The organism is Acrocarpospora phusangensis, from assembly GCF_016862995.1.
Lineage (GTDB): Bacteria > Actinomycetota > Actinomycetes > Streptosporangiales > Streptosporangiaceae > Acrocarpospora > Acrocarpospora phusangensis.
This window is the reverse complement of the sequence record NZ_BOOA01000048.1, coordinates 34,927-56,791: the sequence shown is the minus strand read 5'-3', so window position 1 is coordinate 56,791 and position 21,865 is coordinate 34,927. Positions and strand designations below refer to the sequence as shown.

Genomic DNA, 21,865 nt, shown 5'->3' with positions numbered 1-21,865 from the left:
ACCACCACACAGGGTAGATTCGGGCGTCATGAGCAAGATTCGCGTAGCGGTGGTATTCGGTGGGCGCAACTCCGAGCACGCGGTGTCCCTGATGGGGGCTGGCAGCGTGCTGGAGGTGATCGACCGGGACGCGTACGAGGTTGTGCCGATCGGGATCGCCCCGGACGGGCGCTGGGTGCTGGCCGCGCCCGGGCAGAGTTACGCCATCGAGGGCAGCAAGCTGCCCGAGGTGGACACCTCGGGGGCGGAGCTGGCGCTGCCGTCCTCGTCCGGCATGGTGGCGATGGAACCCGGGCAGATCCCGCGGTCGCTGGGGGACGTGGACGTGGTGTTCCCGGTGCTGCACGGGCCTTTCGGGGAGGACGGCACACTCCAGGGACTGCTGGAGATGGCGGGCGTGCGGTATGTCGGGTCCGGGGTGCTGGCCAGCGCGGTCGGCATGGACAAGGCGTTCATGAAGCAGCTGCTGAAGGCGGCCGGGCTGCCGGTCGGGCCGTACGTGGTGGTGCAGGACCGGCACTGGCGCGGTGACCGGGCCCAGGTGCTGAAGGAGATCGAGGATCTCGGCTGGCCGGTGTTCGTGAAGCCGGCGCGGGCCGGGTCCTCGCAGGGCATCTCGAAGGCGAGCACCCCGGACGAGCTGGAGGCGGCCATCGAGGCCGCCCGCGCGCACGACCCGAAGGTGCTGGTGGAGGCGGCCATCCCGGGCCGGGAGATCGAGTGCGCGGTGCTGGAGTCGCTCGGCGACGCCGGTCCCGAGGCCAGCCTGCCGGGCGAGGTGGTGGTCAAGGGCGGCCAGGAGTTCTTCGACTTCGAGGCCAAGTACTACGCCGACCAGATGGCGCTGGAGGTTCCCGCGGAGCTGCCCGCCGAGGTCACGGCGGAGATCCAGTCGATGGCGATCCGCGCGTTCGAGGCGCTGGGCTGCGAGGGGCTGTCCCGGGTGGACTTCTTCTACACGCCCGCGGGGGAGCTCATCCTCAACGAGATCAACACGATGCCCGGGTTCACGTCGCTGTCGGTGGCGCCCCAGCTGTGGGCGGCGACCGGACTGTCGTACGGGCAGCTGGTGGACCGCCTGATCCAGCTGGCCCTGCACCGGCCGGTGGGACTGCGTTAGTCCTATATTTCGCGCTTGACCTATGGGTAATCGTGTGGCGAGGGCGGCCATGCCCGCGCGAAATGTAGGACTAGGGGATTGTCGCCTTGATGGGATCGGCGAGGCTGACCAGGATGTCACCCGGCTGATGGATCACCGAGATCGTCACCTGGACGTACGCCTCCCGGTTGACCGCGGTGAACAGGGTGGGGTTGTTCGGCTCGGTGAACCAGGCCACCCCGTTGATGTCGTTCACGGTGTCGGTGGGGGCCATCGCCGCCGGACGGTCCACCCCGCAGCGCACGGTGATCTGCCCGGCTCCCCACACCGCCACGTACGGCGAGGGCGGCTCGGTCGCCACCCGGTGCTCCCCGTCCAGCTCCCGGGGCAACGCCGCGCCCAGCTGCTTGCACGCCGCCGCCGCCGGACCCTGCGGACTCGGCGGCTCCACGCGTACGGCACTGGAACACGCGGCCACCGCCAGGACGAGCAGGGCGATCAGTGACTTCATCAATAATCTCAAATATGGACGATCGGGCACGTCAGAGTACGGGTGATGCCCCGTACGGCCTGGATCTGCGCCACCACGAGCTTGCCCAGCTCGTCCACGTTGCGCGCCTCCGCCCGGACGATCACGTCGTACGGACCGGTGACGTCTTCGGCTTGCGTGACACCGGGGATCTTGGCGATCGCGTCCGCCACAGCGGCGGCCTTGCCGACCTCGGTCTGAATAAGGATGTAGGCCTGCACCATCAGGTCCTCCCGGGATTGATCACCACCGAAAGGTCAACGTACCCCGAACACCAGGAGGTGTGACATCACAGTCGGAGAACTAGGCGAATTCGGTGTAGTTAGCCGGATTGCGGGACGTCTGTCCCACAGTGCGTCGGTGCTGCTCGGCCCCGGGGACGACGCCGCGGTCCTGGCTGCGCCCGACAGGCGCGTGGTCGTGACGACGGATCTGCTTCTTGAGGGTAGACACTTCCGCCGCGATTGGTCCAGTGGGTATGAAATCGGTCGTAAAGCGGCAGCGCAGAATCTTTCCGACATCATGGCCATGGGAGCGACGCCCACAGGGCTGTTCGTGGGGCTCGGCATGCCCGCCGACACCACGGTCGAGTGGCTGGACGCGCTGAGCGACGGCTTCCGCGACGAGTGCGCCCTCGTGGGCGCCGGCGTCGCGGGTGGCGACATCGCCAAGTCCGACACGATCGTCCTGGGCGTGACGGCGCTGGGGGATCTCGGCGGGATCGCTCCGGTCACGCGCTCCGGGGCCAGTCCCGGCGATCAGGTGGCCGTGGCCGGGCGGCTCGGGCACGCGGCGGCCGGGCTCGCGCTGCTCTCCGCGGGTGCTGTTTCGGACGCCTTCGCGGAGTTGCTGCTGGCGCACCGGCGACCGGAGCCGCCGTACGAGCAGGGGCCGCGCGCGGCGGCGCTGCGCGCGACGGCGATGGTGGACGTCAGCGACGGCCTGGTGCAGGACCTCGGGCACGTGGCCGCCGCCAGCGGCGTCGCCGTGATCCTGGATCCCGGCGGTTTCCCGGTGTCCGCGCCGCTCGCCGACGCGGCCCGCCAGGTGGGCGCCGATCCGCTGGACTGGATCCTGACCGGCGGCGACGACCACGCCCTCGCCGCCGCCTTCCCTCCCGAGGTACGCCTTCCGCCTCCGTGGCGGGTCGTCGGAGCAGTCGCGGCAGGCCACGGCGTGCAGGTCAAGGGCCGTGCGGAGGCCCCCGGGGGCTGGGATCACTTCAGGGGATGATGTGAAATTTGTGACAAAGGCGTTTTAGATCTGTTATGAAGTAACACGGTCGCCCAACAGGAAGGACCGTACATGGGTCGTCACAGGACTGGACGAGATAGCGGTGATGGGGACAGCCCCGATGCCGACGATTCGCGCACGTCCGCGGACGCCACAGCTGAGCACCACTTTTCCCCTGGAACTCCGGAATCTCCCGACTCGCCGGACGGCTTCGACCGGTGGCTCGGGCACCTGACCGGGCGGACGCCCGAGCTCACCTACCGCTGGCCCGAGGACGCCGCGCCGCCCGCCGATGAGGACCAGCCGGTCGTGCACCCGGCCTACCGCTGGGACCTGCCGGCCAAGCGGCCGCGCCCCGCCGAGCCGGAGCCTGCGCCCCAGACGGAGATCAGCTACCGCTGGCCGGACGCCTCGCCCGGAGTCGCCGCCGTGGAGTTCGCCGGCGGGCCCGAGGGGTTCAGCGAGCCCGGCGCCCGTGGGCGGTTCGGGCGGGCCGCGTTGATGTCCGGGCTGTCGGTGCTGGTGGCGGTGGGGCTCACGTTCGCGGGAGTGCGGCTGGCCGGGGACCGTACGAGCCTGGTCCTGGAGCCGCCGGCGGCCACGTGCGAGCCCGGATCCTGCGGGGCGGCCCCGGCTCCCTCGCAGCCGGTGTCCCCGCTGACGACCGATGTCGCCACGCCCGAGGACACCCCTTCGTCGACACCACCCAAGGCGAAGCCCAAGCCCCAGACCGAGCCCACTCCCTCGGTCGTGCAGGCCAAGCCCACGCCCAGCCGTACGGCGTCGCCCAAACCGAAGCGGTCGGCCACGCCCACCGCGGACGACGAGCCGGTCATCACCGACGACGAGACCGGCCTGGAGGAGGGGGCGGGGCCGATCGGCAACGACCCGCCGCCCGAGCGGGCCGCGCTGCGGGCGGCGTCGCCGGACGTGACGCTCTCCTTCGAGGTGACGCAGGAGGACTCCGACGGCTACCAGGCGCGCATCGTCCTGCTCGGCGGGACCGAGGACGTCTCGGACCTGCGGGTGAGCCTGCCGGTCGGCGGGGAGATCCTCACCGTCGAGGGCGCCCAGTGGGAGATCCAGGGAGACAGGCTCGTCCTCACCTCGATCGCGCCGCTGCCGGCCGGTGAGGAGCTCGTGGTGGAGCTGATCGCCACCGGCTCGCCCGTCTCCCCGGACGGCTGCGAGCTGACCGGCGGCGAATGCATGATCGCCGCGCCCCCCACGATCTGAGCATGACCGTCGCGCGGCAGATCGGATCGGCGATCCGCGGGCTGGCGGCGGGGGACGCGCTGGGAGTGCCCTGGGAGACCGCACCACCCGCCCAGGTCGATCGGGACCGGCTGTTCGAGCTGCCCGCCGGGCGCTGGCCGAGCGGGACCACCTCCGACGACACCGCCCAGATGATGATCGTCGCCCGGCTGCTCGCCGACACGGCGGGCAGCCCGGCGGCCCCCGAGTTCATGCGCCGCCTCGCCGCCGAGGCCGGGGACATGCGCGGGATCGGCTCCACCACCCGCCGGGCCGTCGAGGAGTTCACCGCGACCGGGCGGCTGCCCTCCGAACCCGGGCGCGCCACGAACGGGGCCGCGATGCGCATGGCCCCCGTCGGCTGGATGGTCCCGCCCGGCGACCCCGTCCGCCGCCGCGCCCTGGTACGGGAGCTCTCCCGGGGCACCCACACGCATCCGGTGGCCATCGGCGCGGCCTCGATCGTCACCGCCATGGCCACCTGGGCTCTTGAGGACCCGGACCGGATCCTCGCCGCCGCCGTCGAGGAAGCCGAGCATCTCGGACTGCCCGAGTTCGAGGCCGTCAGGCAGGCGGCCTCGGGAACCTGGACCCCGCCGCCCGGTGGCATCCCGACCCAGGCCGCGCCGACGATCGCCGCCGTCGTCCACGTCGTCCGCGACTCGACCGATCTCGCCACCGCTCTGGTCCACGCGGTCGGCCTGGGCGGCGACACCGACACGGTCGCCGCCATTGCCGGCGGAATTCTCGGAGGTGTTCCGGACCAGCCGCCACCCCCGTGGTGGTCTCGCGTTTTGTTCCCCGAAGAGCAGGAAGTAGCGCGCCTCGCCGGCCGATTGGCCGAATTGCGTGGTTTGTCCATACCGAAATCGGCACTGTGACCGCAAGGGCAATACGGCCCTCTTCCCGTGACTTGAGAATATGCGAAACGGAGCAGGCCGAAATGGTCGCGACGCCTTTCCGTTTTGCGGAGAATGCTAAGCGGCATGATGCCCGGACGTCAGATCCGGTGCCCTGCAAGCTTGCATGATTACGAGTCCGGTCGCGTCCGGATTCGCCGCACGACTTGGGGTTGCAATTGAAGAAAGGGCGGTCCCCCATGGCCGGCAGACGAGGTCCGACGCTGCGTACGCAGTGGCTGGGCAAACAGCTCAGGGAACTGCGTGAAGCGGCGAAACTCACCCTGCGCGACGCCGGCGAATACATCCAGCGCGACCCCGCCACCATCAGCCGCATCGAGGGCGGCCTGGTGCCCGCCCGTACCCCCGACGTGATCGCCCTGCTCAACCTGTACGGCATCAACGACGAGAGCAAACGCGAGGGCATGGAGCGCCTCAGCCGCGAGGTCTGGCATACGGGCTGGTGGGACGGCTACACCCCGGAGGCCCTGGGTGGCATGCTCGACCGCGCCTGGCTGGAGTCCCGGGCCGAGCGAATCCGCGTCTTCGAGCCGATGGTCATCCCGGGCCTGTTTCAGACCCGCGCGTACGCTTCCGCGGTCATTACGACAACGGACGTGGACGCCCATCCGGAACGCATTCAGCAATGGCTGGAGTTCAGGATGGCCCGGCAAAGAATGCTCGAATCCGATCCGCATCCCCGCCTCGAAATAATCCTCGACGAGTCGGTGCTGCACCGCGCGATCGGCGGAGCCCGCGTGATGTTCGCCCAGCTGAGGCGACTCGCCGCGGTTTCGGAACGGCCCGATGTGACGGTTCGGATCATCCCGTTCAGCGCCGGCGCGCACGCGAGCCCCGAAGGCGGATTCCAGATCTTCGATATGCCGGACCCTTATCCCGATGTGGCCTATGCCGAAACCCGCGGCGGCGCTCTCTACGCAGAAGCGGACAATACCCGTAAATTTATGCAGGCATATGATTCTCTCCATACAAAAGCGCTTCCGCCGGTCGAATCTGGAAACTTCATCCGGAACGCCGCGAGGCGCTTTGGGTAGGGGACACGGAGGGACTCGGCATGAGGGCGACGGAGGACCTTGGGGTCGTCACGTGGCATGTCAGCACGGAGAGCTCAAGCGGCGGCGGACAGTGCGTTGAGGCGGGCCCACTGGCGGACGGCACAGGCCGCGTGGCGGTACGGCACAGCCGCCACCGGGACCGGGGAGTGATCATCTACACCCGGGCCGAGTGGGAGGCCTTCGTCGGGGGCGTCAAGAACGGCGAGTTCGACTTCTTCGCCTGACCGGCGGGCGGCGGGCGGCGGCGGGCGGAGTCGACGGGGGGTACGGCTGGTTGGATGGTCGTATGACTCCTCCACTTTCCCCACTGGTCCCTCCCCGCGTTCTGACCGTCGCCGGCTCCGACTCCGGCGGGGGCGCCGGCATCCAGGCCGACCTGAAGACGATGCTGGCGCTCGGCGTGCACGGTATGAGCGTGGTGGCGGCGGTGACCGCGCAGAACTCGGTGGGCGTGCAGGGCTACTGGGAGCTGCCGCCCGAGGCCGTACGGGCCCAGCTGGACTCGGTGCTGGGGGACATCGGGGCGCAGGCGGTGAAGACCGGCATGCTGGCGTCCCCGGTCCTGGTGGAGACCGTGGCCGACGTGCTCGCGGGCGTGGCCGCGCCGGTGGTGGTGGACCCGGTCGGAGTCTCCAAACACGGTGACTCGCTGCTCGCGCCCGAGGCGGTGGGCACGGTGAAGTCCCGCTTGCTGCCGACGGCCACCGTGGTCACCCCGAACCTGTGGGAGGTCGAGCAGCTCACCGGGGTGAAGGTGGAGGGCGAGGACGACCTGCGCCGCGCCGCCGACGCGGTCCTCGGACTCGGGCCGCGCTGGGCGCTCATCAAGGGCGGGCATCTTCCCGGGGAGCCGGTCGACCTGCTCACCGACGGCGTCGTCGAACACCGGTACCGGGCCGAACGCCTGGACAACCGCCACACCCACGGCACGGGATGCACGCTGGCCTCCGCCATCGCGTCCTACCTGGCCCGCGGCGAGGACGTGCCCCGCGCGGTGGAGCTGGCCAAGGCGTACGTCACCGGGGCGATCGCGAACGGGTTCCCGCTGGGCGCCGGCATCGGCCCCGTGGACCACGCCTGGTCGTGGCGCGCTCGCGGCTGAAACAAAGCGAAACCCGTCACCTCAGGGTGACGGGTTTCCAGGCCGCGGGTGCTAGCGGGTGACCTTGCCTGCCTTGATGCAGGAGGTGCACACGTTGAGCCGCTTCGGCGTTCCGTTGACCGTCGCGCGGACAGTCTGGATGTTCGGCTTCCAGTTGCGCCGGGTACGGCGGTGCGAGTGGGAGACGTTGTTGCCGAAAATCGGCTTCTTAGCGCAGATGTCGCAGACGGAAGCCACGGTCATCGCTCCTTCAGGATCAAGTCTTAGATCAGCTCATCCGAGCATGCCGGGACAACCGGCTGGCCACACGAGGATACCGGATATCCGCCCATGCACGCGAAACGGAGGCGCGGCGGGACGGGATAACCTCGTACCTGCCAACGGTAGCGCATGGGAAGCGTCTGGACGCCGGTTGGCCCGCGCGCGACCCTGGGAGCCGGTCAATGCTGGAGGTGCTCGACCCGCCCGCGGTCCGCGGCTGGGTACGGCGTTCCGCCGACACGCTGGGCCGGGCCCGGGCGGAGATCGACGCCCTGAACGTGTTCCCGGTGCCCGACGGCGACACCGGCACGAACCTGCACCTGACCATGCTGGCCGCGGCGGAGGCCCTGGCCGGCCTGCCCGCCGGCGCGGACGCCGACCAGACCTGGGCGGCCCTGGCGCGGGGAGCCCTGCTCGGCGCGCGGGGCAACTCGGGCGTGATCGTCAGCCAGGCCGTCCGGGGCCTGGCCGAGGTCCTGCGCGCGGCCGAGGGCCGGGGCGCGGACGTCCGGGACGGTCTGCTGCGAGCCGCGGAACTGGCCAGGTCGGCGGTGTCCCGCCCGGTCGAGGGAACCGTGCTGAGCGTGCTCGCGGCCGTGGCCGACGCGGTGCGCGGCCTGCCCGGCGACCTCGGCGAGGTGGCCGGCGCCGCCGCCAGATCCGCACGCCAGGCGCTGCTGCGGACCACGGGCCAGCTGGAGGTGCTCGCCCGCAACGGCGTCGTGGACGCGGGCGGCGCGGGGCTGACGATCATCCTGGAGGCGCTGGCCGAGGTGGTCACCGGCGCCTACACCGATCACCACGACGTGCCCGCCCCCACCTCCACGATCGATGTACGACCCTCGGACGACCAGCCCGGATATCCCGGATACGAGGTCATGTACCTCCTCGACGGCGGGGAGGACGCGGTCGAGGGCCTCCGGGCGGAGCTGGACGGGCTCGGCGACTCGCTGGTGATCATCGGCGGGGACGGCCTGTGGAACGTGCACGTGCACGTGGACGACGCCGGGGCGGCGATCGAGGCGGGCTTGGCGGCCGGACGGCCGTACCGGATCAAGGTGACGTATCTCGGCGGGCGGGCGCCCGAGACCGGCCGGGGGCGCGGGGTCGTCGCGGTGGCGGCGGGTGACGGGCTGGCGGCGCTGTTCCGGGAGTCCGGGGCCGTGGTGGTGCGCAGGGATCCCGGGTCGAGCCCGCCGCTGGCGGCCGTACTGGCGGCGATCAGGGAGGCGGGGGCCGAGGTGGTCGTGCTGCCCAACGACAGCGGGGTCCGCGCGGTCGCCGCGGCGGCGGCCGAGATCGCCCGCGAGGAGGGCTCGACGGTCAGCGTGCTGCCGACCAGGGCGTCGGTGCAGGGGCTGGCGGCGCTGGCCGTCCACGATCCGGCGCGGCGGTTCGACGACGACGTGGTGGCCATGACGGACGCGGCGGGGCACACCCGGCACGGGCACGTGTGGGTGGCCAACCGGGAGGCGATGACCAGCGCCGGCCTGTGCCGTCCCGGGGACGTGCTGGGCGTGGTGGACGGCGACGTCGCCCTGATCGGTACGGCTCTCGCCGAGGTCGCGATCGAGGTCGCCGACCGGCTGGTGTCCGGCGGCAGCGAGCTGGTGACGCTGGTCTCCGGGGCGGAGGGGGACACGCTGGCCGAGGCGGTCCAGGGGCATTTGGACGCGGTTCGCCCGGATATCGAGGTGATCCACTACGCCGGTGGGCAGGGCGGCTATCCGCTGCTCATCGGGGTCGAATGAATATGTCGCCCACGCGCGGTAGAACTGGTTGACGTGACCAGGTTCGATGAGCCGTTGAAGCTCGCGGTGGGGGACAAGACGGCCGCGCCGCTGGAGAGCGCGCTGGGCATCAGCACGGTGGGCGAGCTGCTGCGCCACTACCCGCGGCGCTATGCCGAGCGCGGCGAGCTGACGCCGATCGCCTCGCTGGAGCATGACGACCACGTCACCGTGGTCGGGCGCGTCTCGGCCGTGCAGCGGCGGCCGATGAAGAACCGGCAGGGCACCTGGCTCGACGTCGAGGTGACCGACGGGAAGGACCGGCTGCGGCTGGCCTTCTTCGGCAAGGGCGCGTATGTGGCCGAGCAGCGGCTGCTGCCCGGCACCGAGGCCACCTTCTCCGGCAAGGTCAACGTGTTTAGCACGCCGTCCGGGGTGAAGCGGCGGTCGCTCACGCACCCGGACTACGTGACCGAGGACGAGGAGACCGCCGAGGAGTTCAGCACCGCGCCGGTGCCGATCTACCCGTCCGCCCAGAACCTGGCCACCTGGAAGATCCAGCGCGCGGTGCGGACCGTCCTGGACGTGCTCGAACTCGACGATCCGCTCCCGGTGGAACTGCGCAGGAGGCTGGGCCTGCCGGGGCTGACGGACGCGCTGAAGGCCATCCACCGCCCGCGGGACCACGGCGACATCGCGCGGGCGAGGAAGCGGCTCAAGTTCGACGAGGCGTTCCTGCTCCAGGCCGTGCTGGCGCAGCGCAGGATCGCGGCGGCGCAGTGGCCCGCCACGGCGCGGCCCGGCCGAGCCGGCGGCATGCTCGCCGACTTCGACGCGCGGCTGCCGTTCCGGCTGACCGACGGGCAGCGCGAGGTGGGCGAGGAGATCTCCGCCGACCTGGCCAGCGAGCATCCCATGCACCGGCTGCTGCAGGGCGAGGTCGGCGCGGGCAAGACCGTGGTGGCGCTGCGGGCCATGCTGCAGGTGGTGGACTCCGGCGGGCAGGCGGCGCTGCTCGCCCCGACCGAGGTCCTGGCCCAGCAGCACCACCGCTCCATCGTGGCCATGCTCGGCGACCTGGCCGGCGGCGGCATGTTCGGCGGGACCGGCGTGGCCCTGCTGACCGGTTCCATGGGCGCGGCGGCCCGGCGCTCCAACCTGCTGGACGCGGCCTCCGGGGCGGCCGGCATCGTGGTGGGCACCCACGCGCTGCTCCAGGACAAGGTGCAGTTCGCCGACCTGGGCCTGGTGGTCGTGGACGAGCAGCACCGGTTCGGCGTGGAGCAGCGGGACGCGCTTCGGGAGAAGTCCCAGGGCGGGCGGCCGCACGTGCTGGTGATGACCGCCACGCCGATCCCGCGCACGGTGGCCATGACCGTCTTCGGGGACCTGGAGGTGTCCACGCTCAGCCAGCTGCCGTCGGGGCGGGCGCCGATCACCACGCATGTGGTGCCGGCCGCCGAGAAGCCGCACTACCTGGAGCGCACGTGGGAGCGCATCCGGGAGGAGGTCGGGCTGGGGCGGCAGGCGTACATCGTGTGCCCGCGCATCGGCGACCAGGAGGGTGACGAGGGCGACCTCGTCAAGGAGGACGCCAAGGAGGAACCGGAGCGCCGGCCCCCGCTGGCCGTGGTGGAGGTCGCCGGCCTGCTCGCCGACGGCCCCCTGCACGGGCTGCGGGTGGCCGTGCTCCACGGCAAGCTGCCGCCGGAGGAGAAGGACGCGATCATGCGCTCCTTCGCCCGGGGCGAGACCGACGTGCTGGTGGCCACCACCGTCATCGAGGTGGGCGTGGACGTGCCCAACGCCTCCGTCATGGTGATCATGGACGCGGACCGCTTCGGGGTCTCCCAGCTGCATCAGCTGCGCGGGCGGGTCGGCCGGGGCGGGCTGCCCGGCCTCTGCCTCCTGGTCAGCGAGTCCGTGCCCGACACCCCCGCCCGGCTGCGGCTGGACGCGGTCGCGCACACCCTGGACGGGTTCGAGCTCTCCCGCGTGGACCTCGAACAGCGCCGCGAGGGCGACGTCCTGGGCGCGGCGCAGTCCGGGCGGAAGTCGTCGCTGCGCATGCTCCAGCTGCTCCGCGACGAGGACGTCATCGAGGCCGCCCGCGAGGAGGCGCTCATCCTGCTTACCGGGGACCCGCTGCTGGAATCCCATCCGCAGCTGAAGGCGGAACTGGACACGCTCGTCACCGACGAGCGCTCGGAGTACCTGGAGAAGACCTGAAGCCGGGAGATCACCGGGCGATCGCCGGGAGATCGTGGTCTCGAATCGGCGTAGGTCTGGGAGCAATCGCGTTGAGCAGGGGAGCCGGGAGGGGCCCTGGGCGTCAAAATGACCCAGGGCCCAGCCTTGGGACGGCCTCCCCCCGAATGCCGTCCCCGGCTGGGCCCACCCTCGGGTCAGGTGCCGAGGGCGCCGGCGTGCGGAAGGGCTCACGATCACACCGGCCGGCCTTCCCCTGGGTCACCGTGAAGGCCGCAAGACCCATATTGCAGGTAGGCGCGGGTGGAGGGAATCACCCTTACCTATTTCTCGCCACCCCTTACTCACTCTTGACCAGGGATAATGGGCGGATGACCAGGGTCATCGCAGGAAGCGCGGGCGGGCGCAGGCTGGCCGTGCCGCCGGGGAAGGGCACCCGCCCGACCAGCGACCGCGCCAGGGAAGGGCTTTTCGCCACCGTCGGCTCGCTGCTCGGAGTGCCGGAACGGGTCCTCGACCTGTACGCGGGGTCGGGCGCCGTCGGGCTGGAATCGCTGAGCCGCGGCGCGTCGCACGCGCTGCTCGTCGAGTCGGACGCCAAGGCCGCCAGAACCATCCGCGAGAACATCGCCGCCCTCGGGCTGCCGGGGGCGGTGCTGCGGGCCGACCGGGTGGAGCGGGTCGTGGCGCAGCCGTGCGCGGAGCCGTACGACTTCGTGTTCGCGGACCCGCCGTACGTGGTGCGGGACGAGACGGTGGCCGAGGTGCTGCTGGCGCTGCGCGACAACGGGTGGCTGGCCCCCGGCGCGTTGGTCGCCGTCGAGCGCGAGACGAGGGGGAAGGATCTTCGATGGCCCCCCGGATTCGAGGAGGCCAAGGCCCGTCGTTACGGTGAAGCGACCGTTTGGTACGGTCACGCCGAATGATGCTGATCTAAGGGGTGTGTGGTGCGCCGAGTAGTCTGCCCGGGGTCATTTGACCCCGTCACCAACGGTCATCTTGACATCATCGGCCGGACCTCCCGGCTCTACGACGAGGTCGTCGTGGCCGTCTTGATCAATATCGAGAAGAAGAGCCTCTTCACCGTCGAAGAACGCATCGAGATGCTCCAGGAGGTCACCAAGGAGTACGGCAACGTCCGGGTGGAGAAGTTCCACGGGCTCCTCGTCGACTTCGCCAAGCAGCAGGGCATCCCGACCATCGTCAAGGGCCTGCGCGCGGTCAGCGACTTCGACTACGAACTCCAGATGGCCCAGCTGAACTACCGCATGTCGGGCGTGGAGACCCTCTTCATGTCCACCAACCCGGAGTACTCCTTCCTGTCCTCCAGCCGCCTCAAGGAGATCGCCCGCTACGGCGGCGACGTCTCCGGCCTCGTCCCCGACCTGGTCCTCCGGCTGCTGGTCGAGAGGCTGCGCGGTTAGTCGGCGGTTAGTCGGCCGTGGGGGCGTTTAACAGCTGGTATCGTTAGCGTCTGGCCTTGTATGACGGCGGGTTTCGCCATGCCTCAGTGGAAAGCAGGATGAGTCTGCACAGCCTCGACCCCCGAGCCCCTTGGGTGATCTCAACTCACGATCTGGGGCGGCGACCGGGGTCGATGCGCAAGACGAGTCCGACGCTCCCGGCACCGGTGGATCTCGCGGTCGGCATGATCGGTGTTCCCAAGGACGCCGATGTCGAGCTGGATCTCCGGCTTGAGGCGGTCATGGAGGGCGTGCTCGTGACGGGCACGGCGAGCGCTCCGCTCAGCGGGGAGTGCTCGCGCTGCCTGGACCCGGTGACCTCGGAAATCGAGGTCTCGTTCCAGGAGCTCTTCTTCTACTCGGCGGAGGACGCCGGCGAGGACGACTCGCTCCTCGACGGCGAACTGCTCGACCTGGAACCGACGTTCCGTGACGCGGTGGTGCTCGCGCTGCCGCTGAGCCCGGTGTGCGGCGAGGACTGCCCCGGGCTCTGCTCGGAGTGCGGGGTCAAGCTGGCGGAAGCCGGCCCCGACCACGGGCACGAGCGGGTGGACAGCCGGTGGGCGTCGCTGCAGGGTCTGAAAATAGACGACAACGAAGACGATCAGGAGGCCTGACGTGGCCGTTCCCAAGCGGAAGATGTCGCGGAGCAACACCCGCGCCCGCAGGTCCCAGTGGAAGACGACCGCGGTCGCGCTCGTGAGCTGCCCCCAGTGCCGCTCGCCGAAGCGCCCGCACATCGCGTGCCCCGAGTGCGGCACCTACAACCGCCGTCAGGTCATCGAGCCGAAGGCCTGAACGCGCGCACAGCGGTCCGCGCGCGTTCCGTGATCGCGGAACGCGCCCGGGTTTTGGGGATTGAGGCGCCGATCGGGTCGTCAAACGGCCCGGTCGGCGTTACCTTGCTTCACAAGCGCTTCGAATGAGCGCGTGCGGTGGCGGCTCGCCCGCGGCCGTGGTGGACGCCGGGTGCGTACCCGACGCCCACCACGCCTTCGGGCTTCGTCAAGATGATCCACCTGCCACCGTGCTTCGGCGTTGCCATGCACGAGGAGGAACATCATGAACGGGAAGCCCGTCGCCGTTGAAGCCGTCCGTGACGAGCTGGAGCGGGTGCTGGAGGTCAGGCTCAGCACCGACATCCTGGAGCGGGCGCTGACCCACCGGTCATACGCGTACGAGAACGGCGGCCTGCCCACCAACGAGCGGCTGGAGTTCCTGGGCGACTCGGTGCTCGGCCTGGTCGTCACCGACACCCTGTTCCGCGGCCACCCCGACCTGCCCGAGGGGCAGCTGGCCAAGCTGCGCGCCGCCGTGGTCAACATGCGGGCGCTGGCCGACGTGGCCCGCACGCTCGACCTGGGCCGCTTCCTGCGGCTCGGCCGCGGCGAGGAGGGCACCGGCGGGCGGGACAAGTCCTCGATCCTGGCCGACACGCTGGAGGCCCTGATCGGCACGGTCTACGTGGACAAGGGCCTGGAGGAGGCGTTCCGGGTCGTGCACCTGCTGTTCGACCCGCTGATCAAGCGGTCCGCCTCGCTCGGCGCGGGGCTGGACTGGAAGACGTCGCTGCAGGAGCTGACCGCCTCGGAGATGCTCGGCGTGCCCGAGTACCACGTCGACGAGAGCGGGCCCGACCACGCCAAGTCGTTCGTGGCGACCGTACGGGTCGGGGGCCAGGAGTACGGGACCGGCGCCGGCCGCAGCAAGAAGGAAGCCGAGCAGCAGGCGGCCGAGGCCGCCTGGACGGCGATCCGCGCCGTGCGCGACGCCCGGGAAGCGGCCGTCGGCCGGACGTGACACAGGAGCGCGCATGCCGGAATTGCCGGAGGTAGAGGTCGTCCGGCGCGGGCTGGAAACCTGGGTGGCCGGGCGGGAGATCGCCTCGGCCGAGGTGCTGCATCCCCGCGCCGTCCGGCGGAACACGGGTGACCTCGCGGATCTGCTGGTCGGCCGGACGGTCGTGTCGGCGGAGCGGCGGGGCAAGTACCTGTGGCTGCCGCTCCAGGACGCCGGTTCGCCGGTCGAGGACGCGCTCATGGCGCACCTGGGCATGAGCGGGCAGCTCCTCATGATCGAGCCGAAGGAGCCGGCCGAGAAGCACCTGCGGGTCCGCATCGGCTTCGCCGACGGCGGCCCCGAACTCCGCTTCGTCGACCAGCGCACGTTCGGCCACCTGCTGGTCTCCCCCTTGTCGGTACGGCCTTCGCGCACGGTCCCCGAGCCGATCGCGCACATCGCCCCCGACCCGTTCGAGGAGTCCTTCGACGACGCCGAGTTCGCCATCAAGATCCGGCGGCGGCAGACCGGGGTGAAACGGGCGCTGCTCGACCAGTCGCTGATCAGCGGGGTCGGGAACATCTACGCCGACGAGGCGCTCTGGCGGGCCCGGCTGCACTGGGCCCGGCCGACCGAGACGCTGACCGGCAAGAAGGTGGCCGAGCTGCTCGCTGCGGCTCGGTCGGTGATGACCGAGGCGCTGGGCGAGGGCGGGACGTCCTTCGACCGGCTCTACGTCAACGTCAACGGGGAGAGCGGCTACTTCGACCGGTCACTCGCCGTGTACGGGCGGCGGGACGAGCCCTGTCCGCGGTGCGGGGCGCCGGTCCGGCGGGACGCGTTCATGAACAGGTCCAGCTACAGCTGCCCGAAATGTCAGCCTAGGCCGCGAAACGGCAGGTGGTGAGGGTGCTTCTCGGAGGCAGTGCCATACTTGAGAAGGCTGCTGTTGGGGTGCGGTCGTGGTGAGATTGACGGTGTGGGTGCGGGGCCGGGTTCAGGGAGTCGGCTTCCGCTGGTGGGTGCGTGCCCGGGCGTTGGAGCTCGGTCTCCAGGGGTGGGCGCTCAACCTAGCGGACGGCCGGGTTGAGGTTGTGGCCGAAGGGCCACGGGAATCTTGCGCCGCGTTACTTGACCTGTTAAGTGGGGGGGACACGCCCGGGCAGGTCACGGGTGTGATAGAGCGATGGAGTGATCCGAAAGGGACAGTTGTCGGCTTTGTGGAGCGATAGCCCCTTCCCTTAAACCACCCAAATGAGGTATATTTACATGTCGACAGTGTCCACCGGAAGCTCATTGTGAAGCGTTCAACTTGACCGCTTCCGCGGCCGGTGCGACTCTTGAGAAGAACCACGCGCACCCCTCCCGCGGCTCGAAGTGCGCGAACCAGTCTGGTCACTCAGCGTGGAGGACCCTTTACCATGGCGAAGGCTCTACTCGGCCACGTCGGCGGTCCTGACCCTCGTATGGTCTCGGAAATGCGTCGCCTCCAGCAGCGCATCCGTGACCTGGAGGCAGAACTCACCCGACTCCAGGCACAGAACGATGCGCTCGCGGCGCAAACTCGTGATGAGGCTCTGGTTAGGCTGCAGGATCGCGAGCCGGCTCTCACCTGAGAGGCCGGGTCACAACACGGATGAAAATTGTCAGGGGCGCCTCGAAAGGGCGTCCCTTGTCATTTGGCCGGACATTCGCAGCAATGTTCCGGCCACCTTGTGTTTCCCTTGACACCCCTTTACACCCCCCAGACCAACTATCAAAAATATTCCCCCCACCCCCCATGTGACAGTTCTCACACCCATCCCTCCCCGTCTCCAAGCCTTCACCCCGCCTCCCGGATTGAGGGCCTCACCCCGGGTTGCCCACTTGGGTCTCGCCTCGGGTTGCGCGTGGTTCCCCCACCCGCCCACCCTCCGTTCCGGGGCTTCGCCCCGGCCCCCGTCTGGGTCTTCGCTCCGCCTCCCGGTCTGGGGTCTTGGCCCTGGGTTGCCGACTCAGCCATCCCGTCGCCCTTCGTTCTGCGGCTTCGCCCTGGGCCTCCCGTTTGGGGCTCTGGTTTCGGGTTGCGCGTGGTTTTCCCACCCGCCCACCCTTCGTTCCGGGGCTTCCCCCGGGCCCCTTCCAGGGCTTCGCCAGGCCTCTCGGGGCCGGGGAGACCGCCGCGCAGCGGAAGAAAGGGTGGGTGGGTGGGGCAGTAACCGTGCCGCCGCCGGAGGCATGAACGACGGCAACCGGGTGCGGCAACAGGGGAGTCGGCGGAGGCATGGGCCATCGGAACCGGTGGCCGCGCGTCGGGGTAGGGGTGCGTGGCCGGCTGTGCGCGAGCGCGAACAGGGTGGGTGGGAGATCCACCGTTACGTGATTCCTTGGGGTTCAGCGCGGGGCGAGTCAGGTGGCGAGTGGTTCGTTTGGGGTGGTCGTAGAGGGTAAGGGACGGTGGCCGGTCGGAAGGGTCGGTCAGGGGGAGGTCGCAGGCGGTAGTCTTCCCCGGGAGTGGGTGGCAGTGAGGGGGTCGGGAGTTGTACCTGAAGACCCTGACGCTGCGTGGGTTCAAGTCGTTCGCTTCGGCTACCGCGTTGAGATTCGAGCCGGGGATCACCTGTGTGGTGGGTCCGAACGGGTCCGGTAAGTCCAACGTGGTGGACGCGCTGGCGTGGGTGATGGGGGAGCACAGCGCCAAGTCGCTGCGCGGCGGGAAGATGGAAGACGTCATCTTCGCGGGAACGTCGTCGCGACCGCCGCTGGGACGGGCCGAGGTCACGCTGACCATCGACAACAGCGACGGCGCGCTCCCGATCGACTACACCGAGGTGACGATCAGCCGGCTGATGTTCCGGTCGGGCCAGAGCGAGTACGCGATCAACGGCGACACCTGCCGGCTGCTGGACATCCAGGAACTGCTGTCCGACTCGGGAATCGGCCGGGAGATGCACGTCATCGTCGGCCAGGGCCAGCTCGACCAGGTCCTCCACGCCGGCCCCGAGGAGCGCAGGGCGTTTATCGAAGAGGCCGCCGGAGTCCTCAAGCACCGCAAACGCAAAGAGAAGGCGCTCCGCAAGCTGGACGCCATGCAGGCCAACCTGACCCGCGTCCAGGACCTGGCGACCGAGTTACGACGCCAGCTGAAGCCCCTGGGCCGGCAGGCCGAGATCGCCCGAAAGGCGGCCGTGATCCAGGCCGACCTGCGCGACGCCCGCCTCCGGCTGCTCGCCGACGACGTGGTGACGTTGCGGGACACGCTCCAGCGGGAGGCCGAGGACGAGGCCGCCGTACAGGCCAGGCGGGCGCAGGTGGAGCGGGAGCACGCGGAGGGCCAGGAGCGGGAGGCCGCGCTGGAGGGCGCCGCCAACGAGGCGCAGCCGAGGCTGACGGCGGCGCAGGAGACGTTCTACCGGCTGTCGGCCCTGCGGGAGCGGCTGCGGGGCGTGGAGAGCCTGGCGGCCGAACGGGAGCGCAACGCGGCCGACGCGGCGTCGATCGAGCGCCGGGGCCGTGACCCGGAGGAGTTCGAGCGCGAGGCGGCCGAGGTCAGGGAGCAGGAGCGGGAGCTGCAGGAGGCGCTGGCGGAGGCGCAGGAGCGGCTGGCCGTCGCGGTGGAGTCCAGGGGCGAGGCCGAGGAGTCGCTGGCGGCGGAGGAGCGCAGGCTGGCCGCGCTGGCCAGGGCCGCCGCCGACCGCCGGGAGGCGCTGGCCCGGCTGCGCGGCCAGGTGGACTCGGCCAGGAGCCGGGCGCGCGCCGCCGAGGAGGAGATCGGCCGGCTCGCCAAGGCCCTCGACGACGCCCGCGAGCGGGCCGAGCAGGCGCAGGCCGACCACGACGCCCAGGAGCTGAGCGAACCCGCCACCGACGCGGGGCTGGCCGCCGAGCTGGCGAGCGCCGAGGAGGGCGTGGCGCTGGCCCGGGCCCAGGTGGAGGCCGCCCGCGAGATCGTGGAGCAGGCGAAGGCCCTGGTCGAGGAGGCCAAGTCCGCCGTCGCGGCCCCCCGCGCCGCCCTGGCCGCCGCCTCCTCCCAGGTCGGTACGGCTCGCGCCGCCGACCAGGACGCCCAGCGCGCCCTGAGCGCCCTGACCGCCCGCCGCGACGCCCTGGAGCTGAGCCTTTCCGGCGACGGCGAGCTGGAATGGGTGACCGGCGAGCTGCCAGGCCCGCCGCGCCCGGTGCTGCTGGCCAAGGACGTGGCCACCGCCGAGCGGCTGTCCTCGGAACGCCCCGACCTGGCCGCCGTGCTGGGCCCCGGCGCGGTCTTCGGCGCGCTCACCGGCACCGGTTCGGCCGACAACTCGACCTGGCAGGTCAGGGCCGCCTTGGAGCAGGCCGTCGGCGACCTGCGCGCCGCCGCCGTCACCGCCGAGGAGAACGCCGAGATCCTGGCGGAAGCCATCCAGGCGGAGGGGGCGGCCAGGGAGGCGGTGGAGGCCGCGCAGGCGCGGGTGAGCGAGGCGCAGACCGGTGTCACCGTGGCCCAGAACGGGGTCAACTCGGCGCGGGGCGGTCTGGACGCGGCGCAGGCGGCGCTCGACCGGGTGCGCGGACGGCAGCGGGCTGCCGATCAGCGGCTGGCGGACGCGGCCAAGCAGCTGGCCCGGCTGGAGGCGGCGGTCAAGGCGGCCAGGGACGAGGGCGAGCGGCTGGCGGCTGCCGTACAGGGGGCTGAGGAGGCCAGGGAGGTCGCGCGCGCCGGGATCGCCGAGCTGGAGGAGCGGCTGGCCGAGGAGGAGTACGCGGGCGAGCTGGAGGCCGAGCCGACCACCGAGCTGCGCGACGAGCTGGCCGCGGCCTGCGGCGTCACCCGCCAGGTGGAGATGGAGGCCAGGCTGACGGTGCGGACGGCCGAGGAACGGGTGCGCGGGATCGCGGGCCGCGCCGACGGGCTGCTGCGCGCGGCCCGGCGGGAGCGCGAGGACCGGGCCAGGGCCGCCGCCCAGCGGGAACGCAGGCGGGTCCAGGCCAAGGTGGCCGCCTCCGTGGTCAAGGGCGCCCAGACGGCGCTGCGCGCGCTGGAGACCTCGCTGACCCGCGCCGCCACCGAGCGGGACGAGGCCGAGACGGTCCGCGAGGCCGTGGACGCCGAGCTGAAGACGGTGCGCCTCCGGGTCAGGGAGCTCGGAACAGAGCTGGACAAGCTGGTCAACCGGGTGCACGGCAGCGAGGTGGCCAGGACCGAGCAGCGCCTGCGGCTGGAGCAGCTCCAGGAGCGCGCCATGGAGGAGTACGGCGTCGAGACCGACGCCCTCATCGCCGAGTACGGCCCCACGGCCGAGGTCCCCGGCGACCCGCCCATCCCGTACGTCCGGGCCGAGCAGGAGAAGCGCGCCCGCGCCGCCGACAAGCAGATGGCCCAGCTGGGCAAGGTCAACCCGCTCGCCCTGGAGGAGTTCGCCGCCCTGGAGGAGCGCCACACCTTCCTCACCTCCCAGCTGGAGGACCTCAAGAAGACCCGGCGGGACCTGCTGCTCGTGGTCAAGGAGGTGGACGACCGGGTGGAGCAGGTGTTCTCGGCCGCCTACGACGACGTGCAGCGCGAGTTCTCGCAGATCTTCGAGCGGGTCTTCCCCGGCGGCGAGGGCCGTCTGCTGCTGACCGACCCCAGCGACATGCTGACCACCGGCGTGGAGGTGGAGGCCCGCCCGCCGGGCAAGAAGGTGAAGCGGCTGTCGCTGCTGTCCGGCGGCGAGCGCTCGCTGACCGCGGTGGCCTTCCTGATCTCCATCTTCAAGGCCCGCCCGTCCCCGTTCTACGTGATGGACGAGGTGGAGGCCGCCCTGGACGACACCAACACCCAGCGCCTGCTGACCCTGTTCGAGGAGCTCAGGCAGAGCTCCCAGCTGATCGTGATCACCCACCAGAAGCGCACGATGGAGATCGCCGACGCGCTGTACGGGGTGTCCATGCGCGGGGACGGCGTCACCCAGGTGGTCAGCCAGCGCCTGCGCGAGCACGCCTGACCCCGTCCCCAGGCGTTATCTGGAAAACTGACCGGTGTGGATGGTTACCTGGTCATCAGCATTGTCGTGATCCTGGCCGCGTTGCTGGCGGCCGGCGGTCTTTTCTTCATGTTCCGGCCGTCGGCCAAGAAGCTTCCCCCGGTGGACACCCCGCCGGCGGGCGGGGGCGGCGAGGAGGAGGAGCAGGGCGGCGGCACGGCGACCGCGACCCTGGCGCCTCCCGCGCCTCCGGTGGAGGAGCTGGTCAAGCCGCCGGAGGTCGAGGTCCCCCCGCCGTCGGCGGGACGCATGGTCCGGCTGCGCGCGCGGCTGGCCCGTTCGCAGACCACGCTCGGCAAGGGCCTGCTCGAGCTGCTCTCCCGGGACCGGCTGGACGACGAGGTCTGGGACGAGATCGAGGAGACCCTGATCACCGCGGACGTGGGCGTGGCGCCCACCCGGGCCATGGTCGAGGAGCTGCGCACGAAGGTGAAGGTGCTGGGCTCCCGCACGCCGAAGGAGGTGCGGGGGCTGCTGCGCGAGCAGCTGCTCACCCAGATCAACCCCGGCCTGGACCGGACCCTGCACACCTCGGCGCCGGGGGAGCGCCCGGCGGTGCTGCTGGTGGTGGGCGTGAACGGCACCGGCAAGACCACCACCACCGGCAAGCTGGCCCGGTCGCTGATCGGGGACGGCAAGAGCGTGGTGCTCGGCGCGGCCGACACCTTCCGGGCCGCCGCCGCCGACCAGCTGCAGACCTGGGGCGACCGCGTGGGCGCGCCGGTGGTGCGCGGCCCCGAGGGCGGCGACCCGGCCTCGGTCGCGTTCGACGCGGTCTCGCGCGGCATCTCCGACAAGGCGGACGTGGTGATCGTGGACACGGCCGGCCGCCTGCACACCAAGACCGGCCTCATGGACGAGCTGGGCAAGGTGAAGCGGGTGATCGAGAAGCGGGCCCAGGTGGACGAGGTCCTGCTGGTGCTGGACGCGACGACGGGCCAGAACGGCATGCGCCAGGCCCAGGTATTCGCCGAAGTGGTGAACATCACCGGTATCGCGCTCACCAAATTGGACGGCACCGCGAAGGGCGGCATCGTCATCTCGGTCCAGCGCGAGCTCGGTGTTCCGGTCAAGCTGGCCGGCCTCGGCGAAGGCCCCGACGACCTGGCCCCCTTCGACCCCGAGGTCTTCGTGGACGCGCTTCTGGGTGAGGCCTGACCGAAGCTTCTGGGTGACTGAATAGCTAATTAAGTGCATTTATCGGGAAATGTCTATTACCGGCCAAGCTATTGTTAATTCCTTCTCGGT

Annotated in this window: 22 protein-coding genes; 19 read left to right on the top strand and 3 right to left on the bottom strand. The window is 70.9% G+C overall.

The genetic code is table 11. From position 1 onward, the window contains the following. Positions 1–28 precede the first annotated feature (28 nt). On the top strand, positions 29–1,120 hold the full coding sequence (locus tag Aph01nite_RS26370) for a D-alanine--D-alanine ligase family protein (protein ID WP_204043678.1): 1,092 nt from the start codon (positions 29–31) through the stop codon (positions 1,118–1,120). Positions 1,121–1,190: 70 nt separating this feature from the next. On the opposite strand, the gene Aph01nite_RS26365 is transcribed toward Aph01nite_RS26370, so the two are convergent. Together Aph01nite_RS26365 and Aph01nite_RS26360 are read right to left on the bottom strand one after the other, a co-directional pair. Beyond that, positions 1,191–1,610, bottom strand: a complete 420-nt coding sequence (locus tag Aph01nite_RS26365; protein WP_204043677.1) for a DUF3515 domain-containing protein — start codon at positions 1,608–1,610, stop codon at positions 1,191–1,193. A gap of 8 nt (positions 1,611–1,618) precedes the next feature. Next, positions 1,619–1,852: an Lrp/AsnC ligand binding domain-containing protein gene (locus tag Aph01nite_RS26360; RefSeq protein WP_204043676.1), complete on the bottom strand. Its 234-nt coding sequence runs from the start codon at positions 1,850–1,852 to the stop codon at positions 1,619–1,621. Positions 1,853–1,916: 64 nt separating this feature from the next. On the opposite strand from Aph01nite_RS26360, the gene Aph01nite_RS26355 reads away from it, so the two are divergent. From Aph01nite_RS26355 to thiD, 6 genes are all read left to right on the top strand, one after another. Next, on the top strand, positions 1,917–2,861 hold the full coding sequence (locus tag Aph01nite_RS26355; RefSeq protein ID WP_204043700.1) for a thiamine-phosphate kinase: 945 nt from the start codon (positions 1,917–1,919) through the stop codon (positions 2,859–2,861). Between the two features lie 72 nt (positions 2,862–2,933). After that, a complete protein-coding gene (locus Aph01nite_RS26350) occupies positions 2,934–4,097 on the top strand; it encodes a hypothetical protein (protein ID WP_204043675.1) in 1,164 nt (387 codons plus the stop codon). Between the two features lie 2 nt (positions 4,098–4,099). Continuing rightward, positions 4,100–4,996, top strand: coding sequence for an ADP-ribosylglycohydrolase family protein (locus Aph01nite_RS26345; RefSeq protein ID WP_204043674.1), 897 nt, complete (start codon positions 4,100–4,102; stop codon positions 4,994–4,996). 218 nt (positions 4,997–5,214) lie between these two features. Continuing rightward, positions 5,215–6,069 (top strand): helix-turn-helix domain-containing protein, encoded by an 855-nt coding sequence (locus Aph01nite_RS26340; protein ID WP_204043673.1) that lies wholly within the window; start codon positions 5,215–5,217, stop codon positions 6,067–6,069. Between the two features lie 20 nt (positions 6,070–6,089). Further along, positions 6,090–6,314 carry a DUF397 domain-containing protein gene (locus tag Aph01nite_RS26335; protein ID WP_204043672.1) on the top strand — a complete coding sequence of 75 codons (225 nt, stop codon included), beginning with the start codon at positions 6,090–6,092 and terminating at the stop codon, positions 6,312–6,314. 62 nt (positions 6,315–6,376) lie between these two features. Beyond that, on the top strand, positions 6,377–7,192 hold the full coding sequence (thiD, locus tag Aph01nite_RS26330) for a bifunctional hydroxymethylpyrimidine kinase/phosphomethylpyrimidine kinase (protein WP_204043671.1): 816 nt from the start codon (positions 6,377–6,379) through the stop codon (positions 7,190–7,192). Positions 7,193–7,243: 51 nt separating this feature from the next. Here the strand turns inward: thiD and rpmB are convergent, their stop codons facing one another. After that, on the bottom strand, positions 7,244–7,429 hold the full coding sequence (rpmB, locus tag Aph01nite_RS26325; protein ID WP_155336401.1) for a 50S ribosomal protein L28: 186 nt from the start codon (positions 7,427–7,429) through the stop codon (positions 7,244–7,246). 206 nt (positions 7,430–7,635) lie between these two features. Between rpmB and fakA the strand changes: the two genes are divergently transcribed. The 12 genes from fakA (at position 7,636) to ftsY (ending at position 21,775) form a co-directional block, all read left to right on the top strand. Beyond that, the gene (gene fakA / locus Aph01nite_RS26320) at positions 7,636–9,204 is read left to right on the top strand and encodes a DAK2 domain-containing protein (protein WP_204043670.1); all 1,569 of its coding nucleotides are present in this window, start codon (positions 7,636–7,638) and stop codon (positions 9,202–9,204) included. Positions 9,205–9,237: 33 nt separating this feature from the next. Further along, positions 9,238–11,412, top strand: a complete 2,175-nt coding sequence (recG, locus tag Aph01nite_RS26315; protein WP_204043669.1) for an ATP-dependent DNA helicase RecG — start codon at positions 9,238–9,240, stop codon at positions 11,410–11,412. A gap of 350 nt (positions 11,413–11,762) precedes the next feature. Further along, a complete protein-coding gene (rsmD, locus tag Aph01nite_RS26310) occupies positions 11,763–12,317 on the top strand; it encodes a 16S rRNA (guanine(966)-N(2))-methyltransferase RsmD (protein ID WP_204043668.1) in 555 nt (184 codons plus the stop codon). Between the two features lie 21 nt (positions 12,318–12,338). Beyond that, complete coding sequence (gene coaD / locus Aph01nite_RS26305) at positions 12,339–12,815, top strand: pantetheine-phosphate adenylyltransferase (RefSeq protein ID WP_204043667.1); 477 nt, start codon at positions 12,339–12,341, stop codon at positions 12,813–12,815. Positions 12,816–12,913: 98 nt separating this feature from the next. After that, on the top strand, positions 12,914–13,471 hold the full coding sequence (locus Aph01nite_RS26300; protein ID WP_204043666.1) for a YceD family protein: 558 nt from the start codon (positions 12,914–12,916) through the stop codon (positions 13,469–13,471). Between the two features lies 1 nt (position 13,472). Next, positions 13,473–13,652 carry a 50S ribosomal protein L32 gene (rpmF, locus tag Aph01nite_RS26295; RefSeq protein ID WP_204043665.1) on the top strand — a complete coding sequence of 60 codons (180 nt, stop codon included), beginning with the start codon at positions 13,473–13,475 and terminating at the stop codon, positions 13,650–13,652. A 264-nt stretch (positions 13,653–13,916) separates the two neighbouring features. Further along, positions 13,917–14,654 carry a ribonuclease III gene (gene rnc / locus Aph01nite_RS26290; protein WP_204043664.1) on the top strand — a complete coding sequence of 246 codons (738 nt, stop codon included), beginning with the start codon at positions 13,917–13,919 and terminating at the stop codon, positions 14,652–14,654. Positions 14,655–14,667: 13 nt separating this feature from the next. Then, a complete protein-coding gene (mutM, locus tag Aph01nite_RS26285; protein WP_204043663.1) occupies positions 14,668–15,540 on the top strand; it encodes a bifunctional DNA-formamidopyrimidine glycosylase/DNA-(apurinic or apyrimidinic site) lyase in 873 nt (290 codons plus the stop codon). A gap of 55 nt (positions 15,541–15,595) precedes the next feature. Then, complete coding sequence (locus Aph01nite_RS26280; protein ID WP_204043662.1) at positions 15,596–15,865, top strand: acylphosphatase; 270 nt, start codon at positions 15,596–15,598, stop codon at positions 15,863–15,865. A 189-nt stretch (positions 15,866–16,054) separates the two neighbouring features. After that, on the top strand, positions 16,055–16,249 hold the full coding sequence (locus Aph01nite_RS26275) for a hypothetical protein (protein ID WP_155336276.1): 195 nt from the start codon (positions 16,055–16,057) through the stop codon (positions 16,247–16,249). 903 nt (positions 16,250–17,152) lie between these two features. Then, positions 17,153–20,578: a chromosome segregation SMC family protein gene (locus tag Aph01nite_RS26270; protein ID WP_204043661.1), complete on the top strand. Its 3,426-nt coding sequence runs from the start codon at positions 17,153–17,155 to the stop codon at positions 20,576–20,578. Between the two features lie 36 nt (positions 20,579–20,614). Beyond that, on the top strand, positions 20,615–21,775 hold the full coding sequence (gene ftsY / locus Aph01nite_RS26265; RefSeq protein WP_204043660.1) for a signal recognition particle-docking protein FtsY: 1,161 nt from the start codon (positions 20,615–20,617) through the stop codon (positions 21,773–21,775). Positions 21,776–21,865 lie beyond the last annotated feature (90 nt).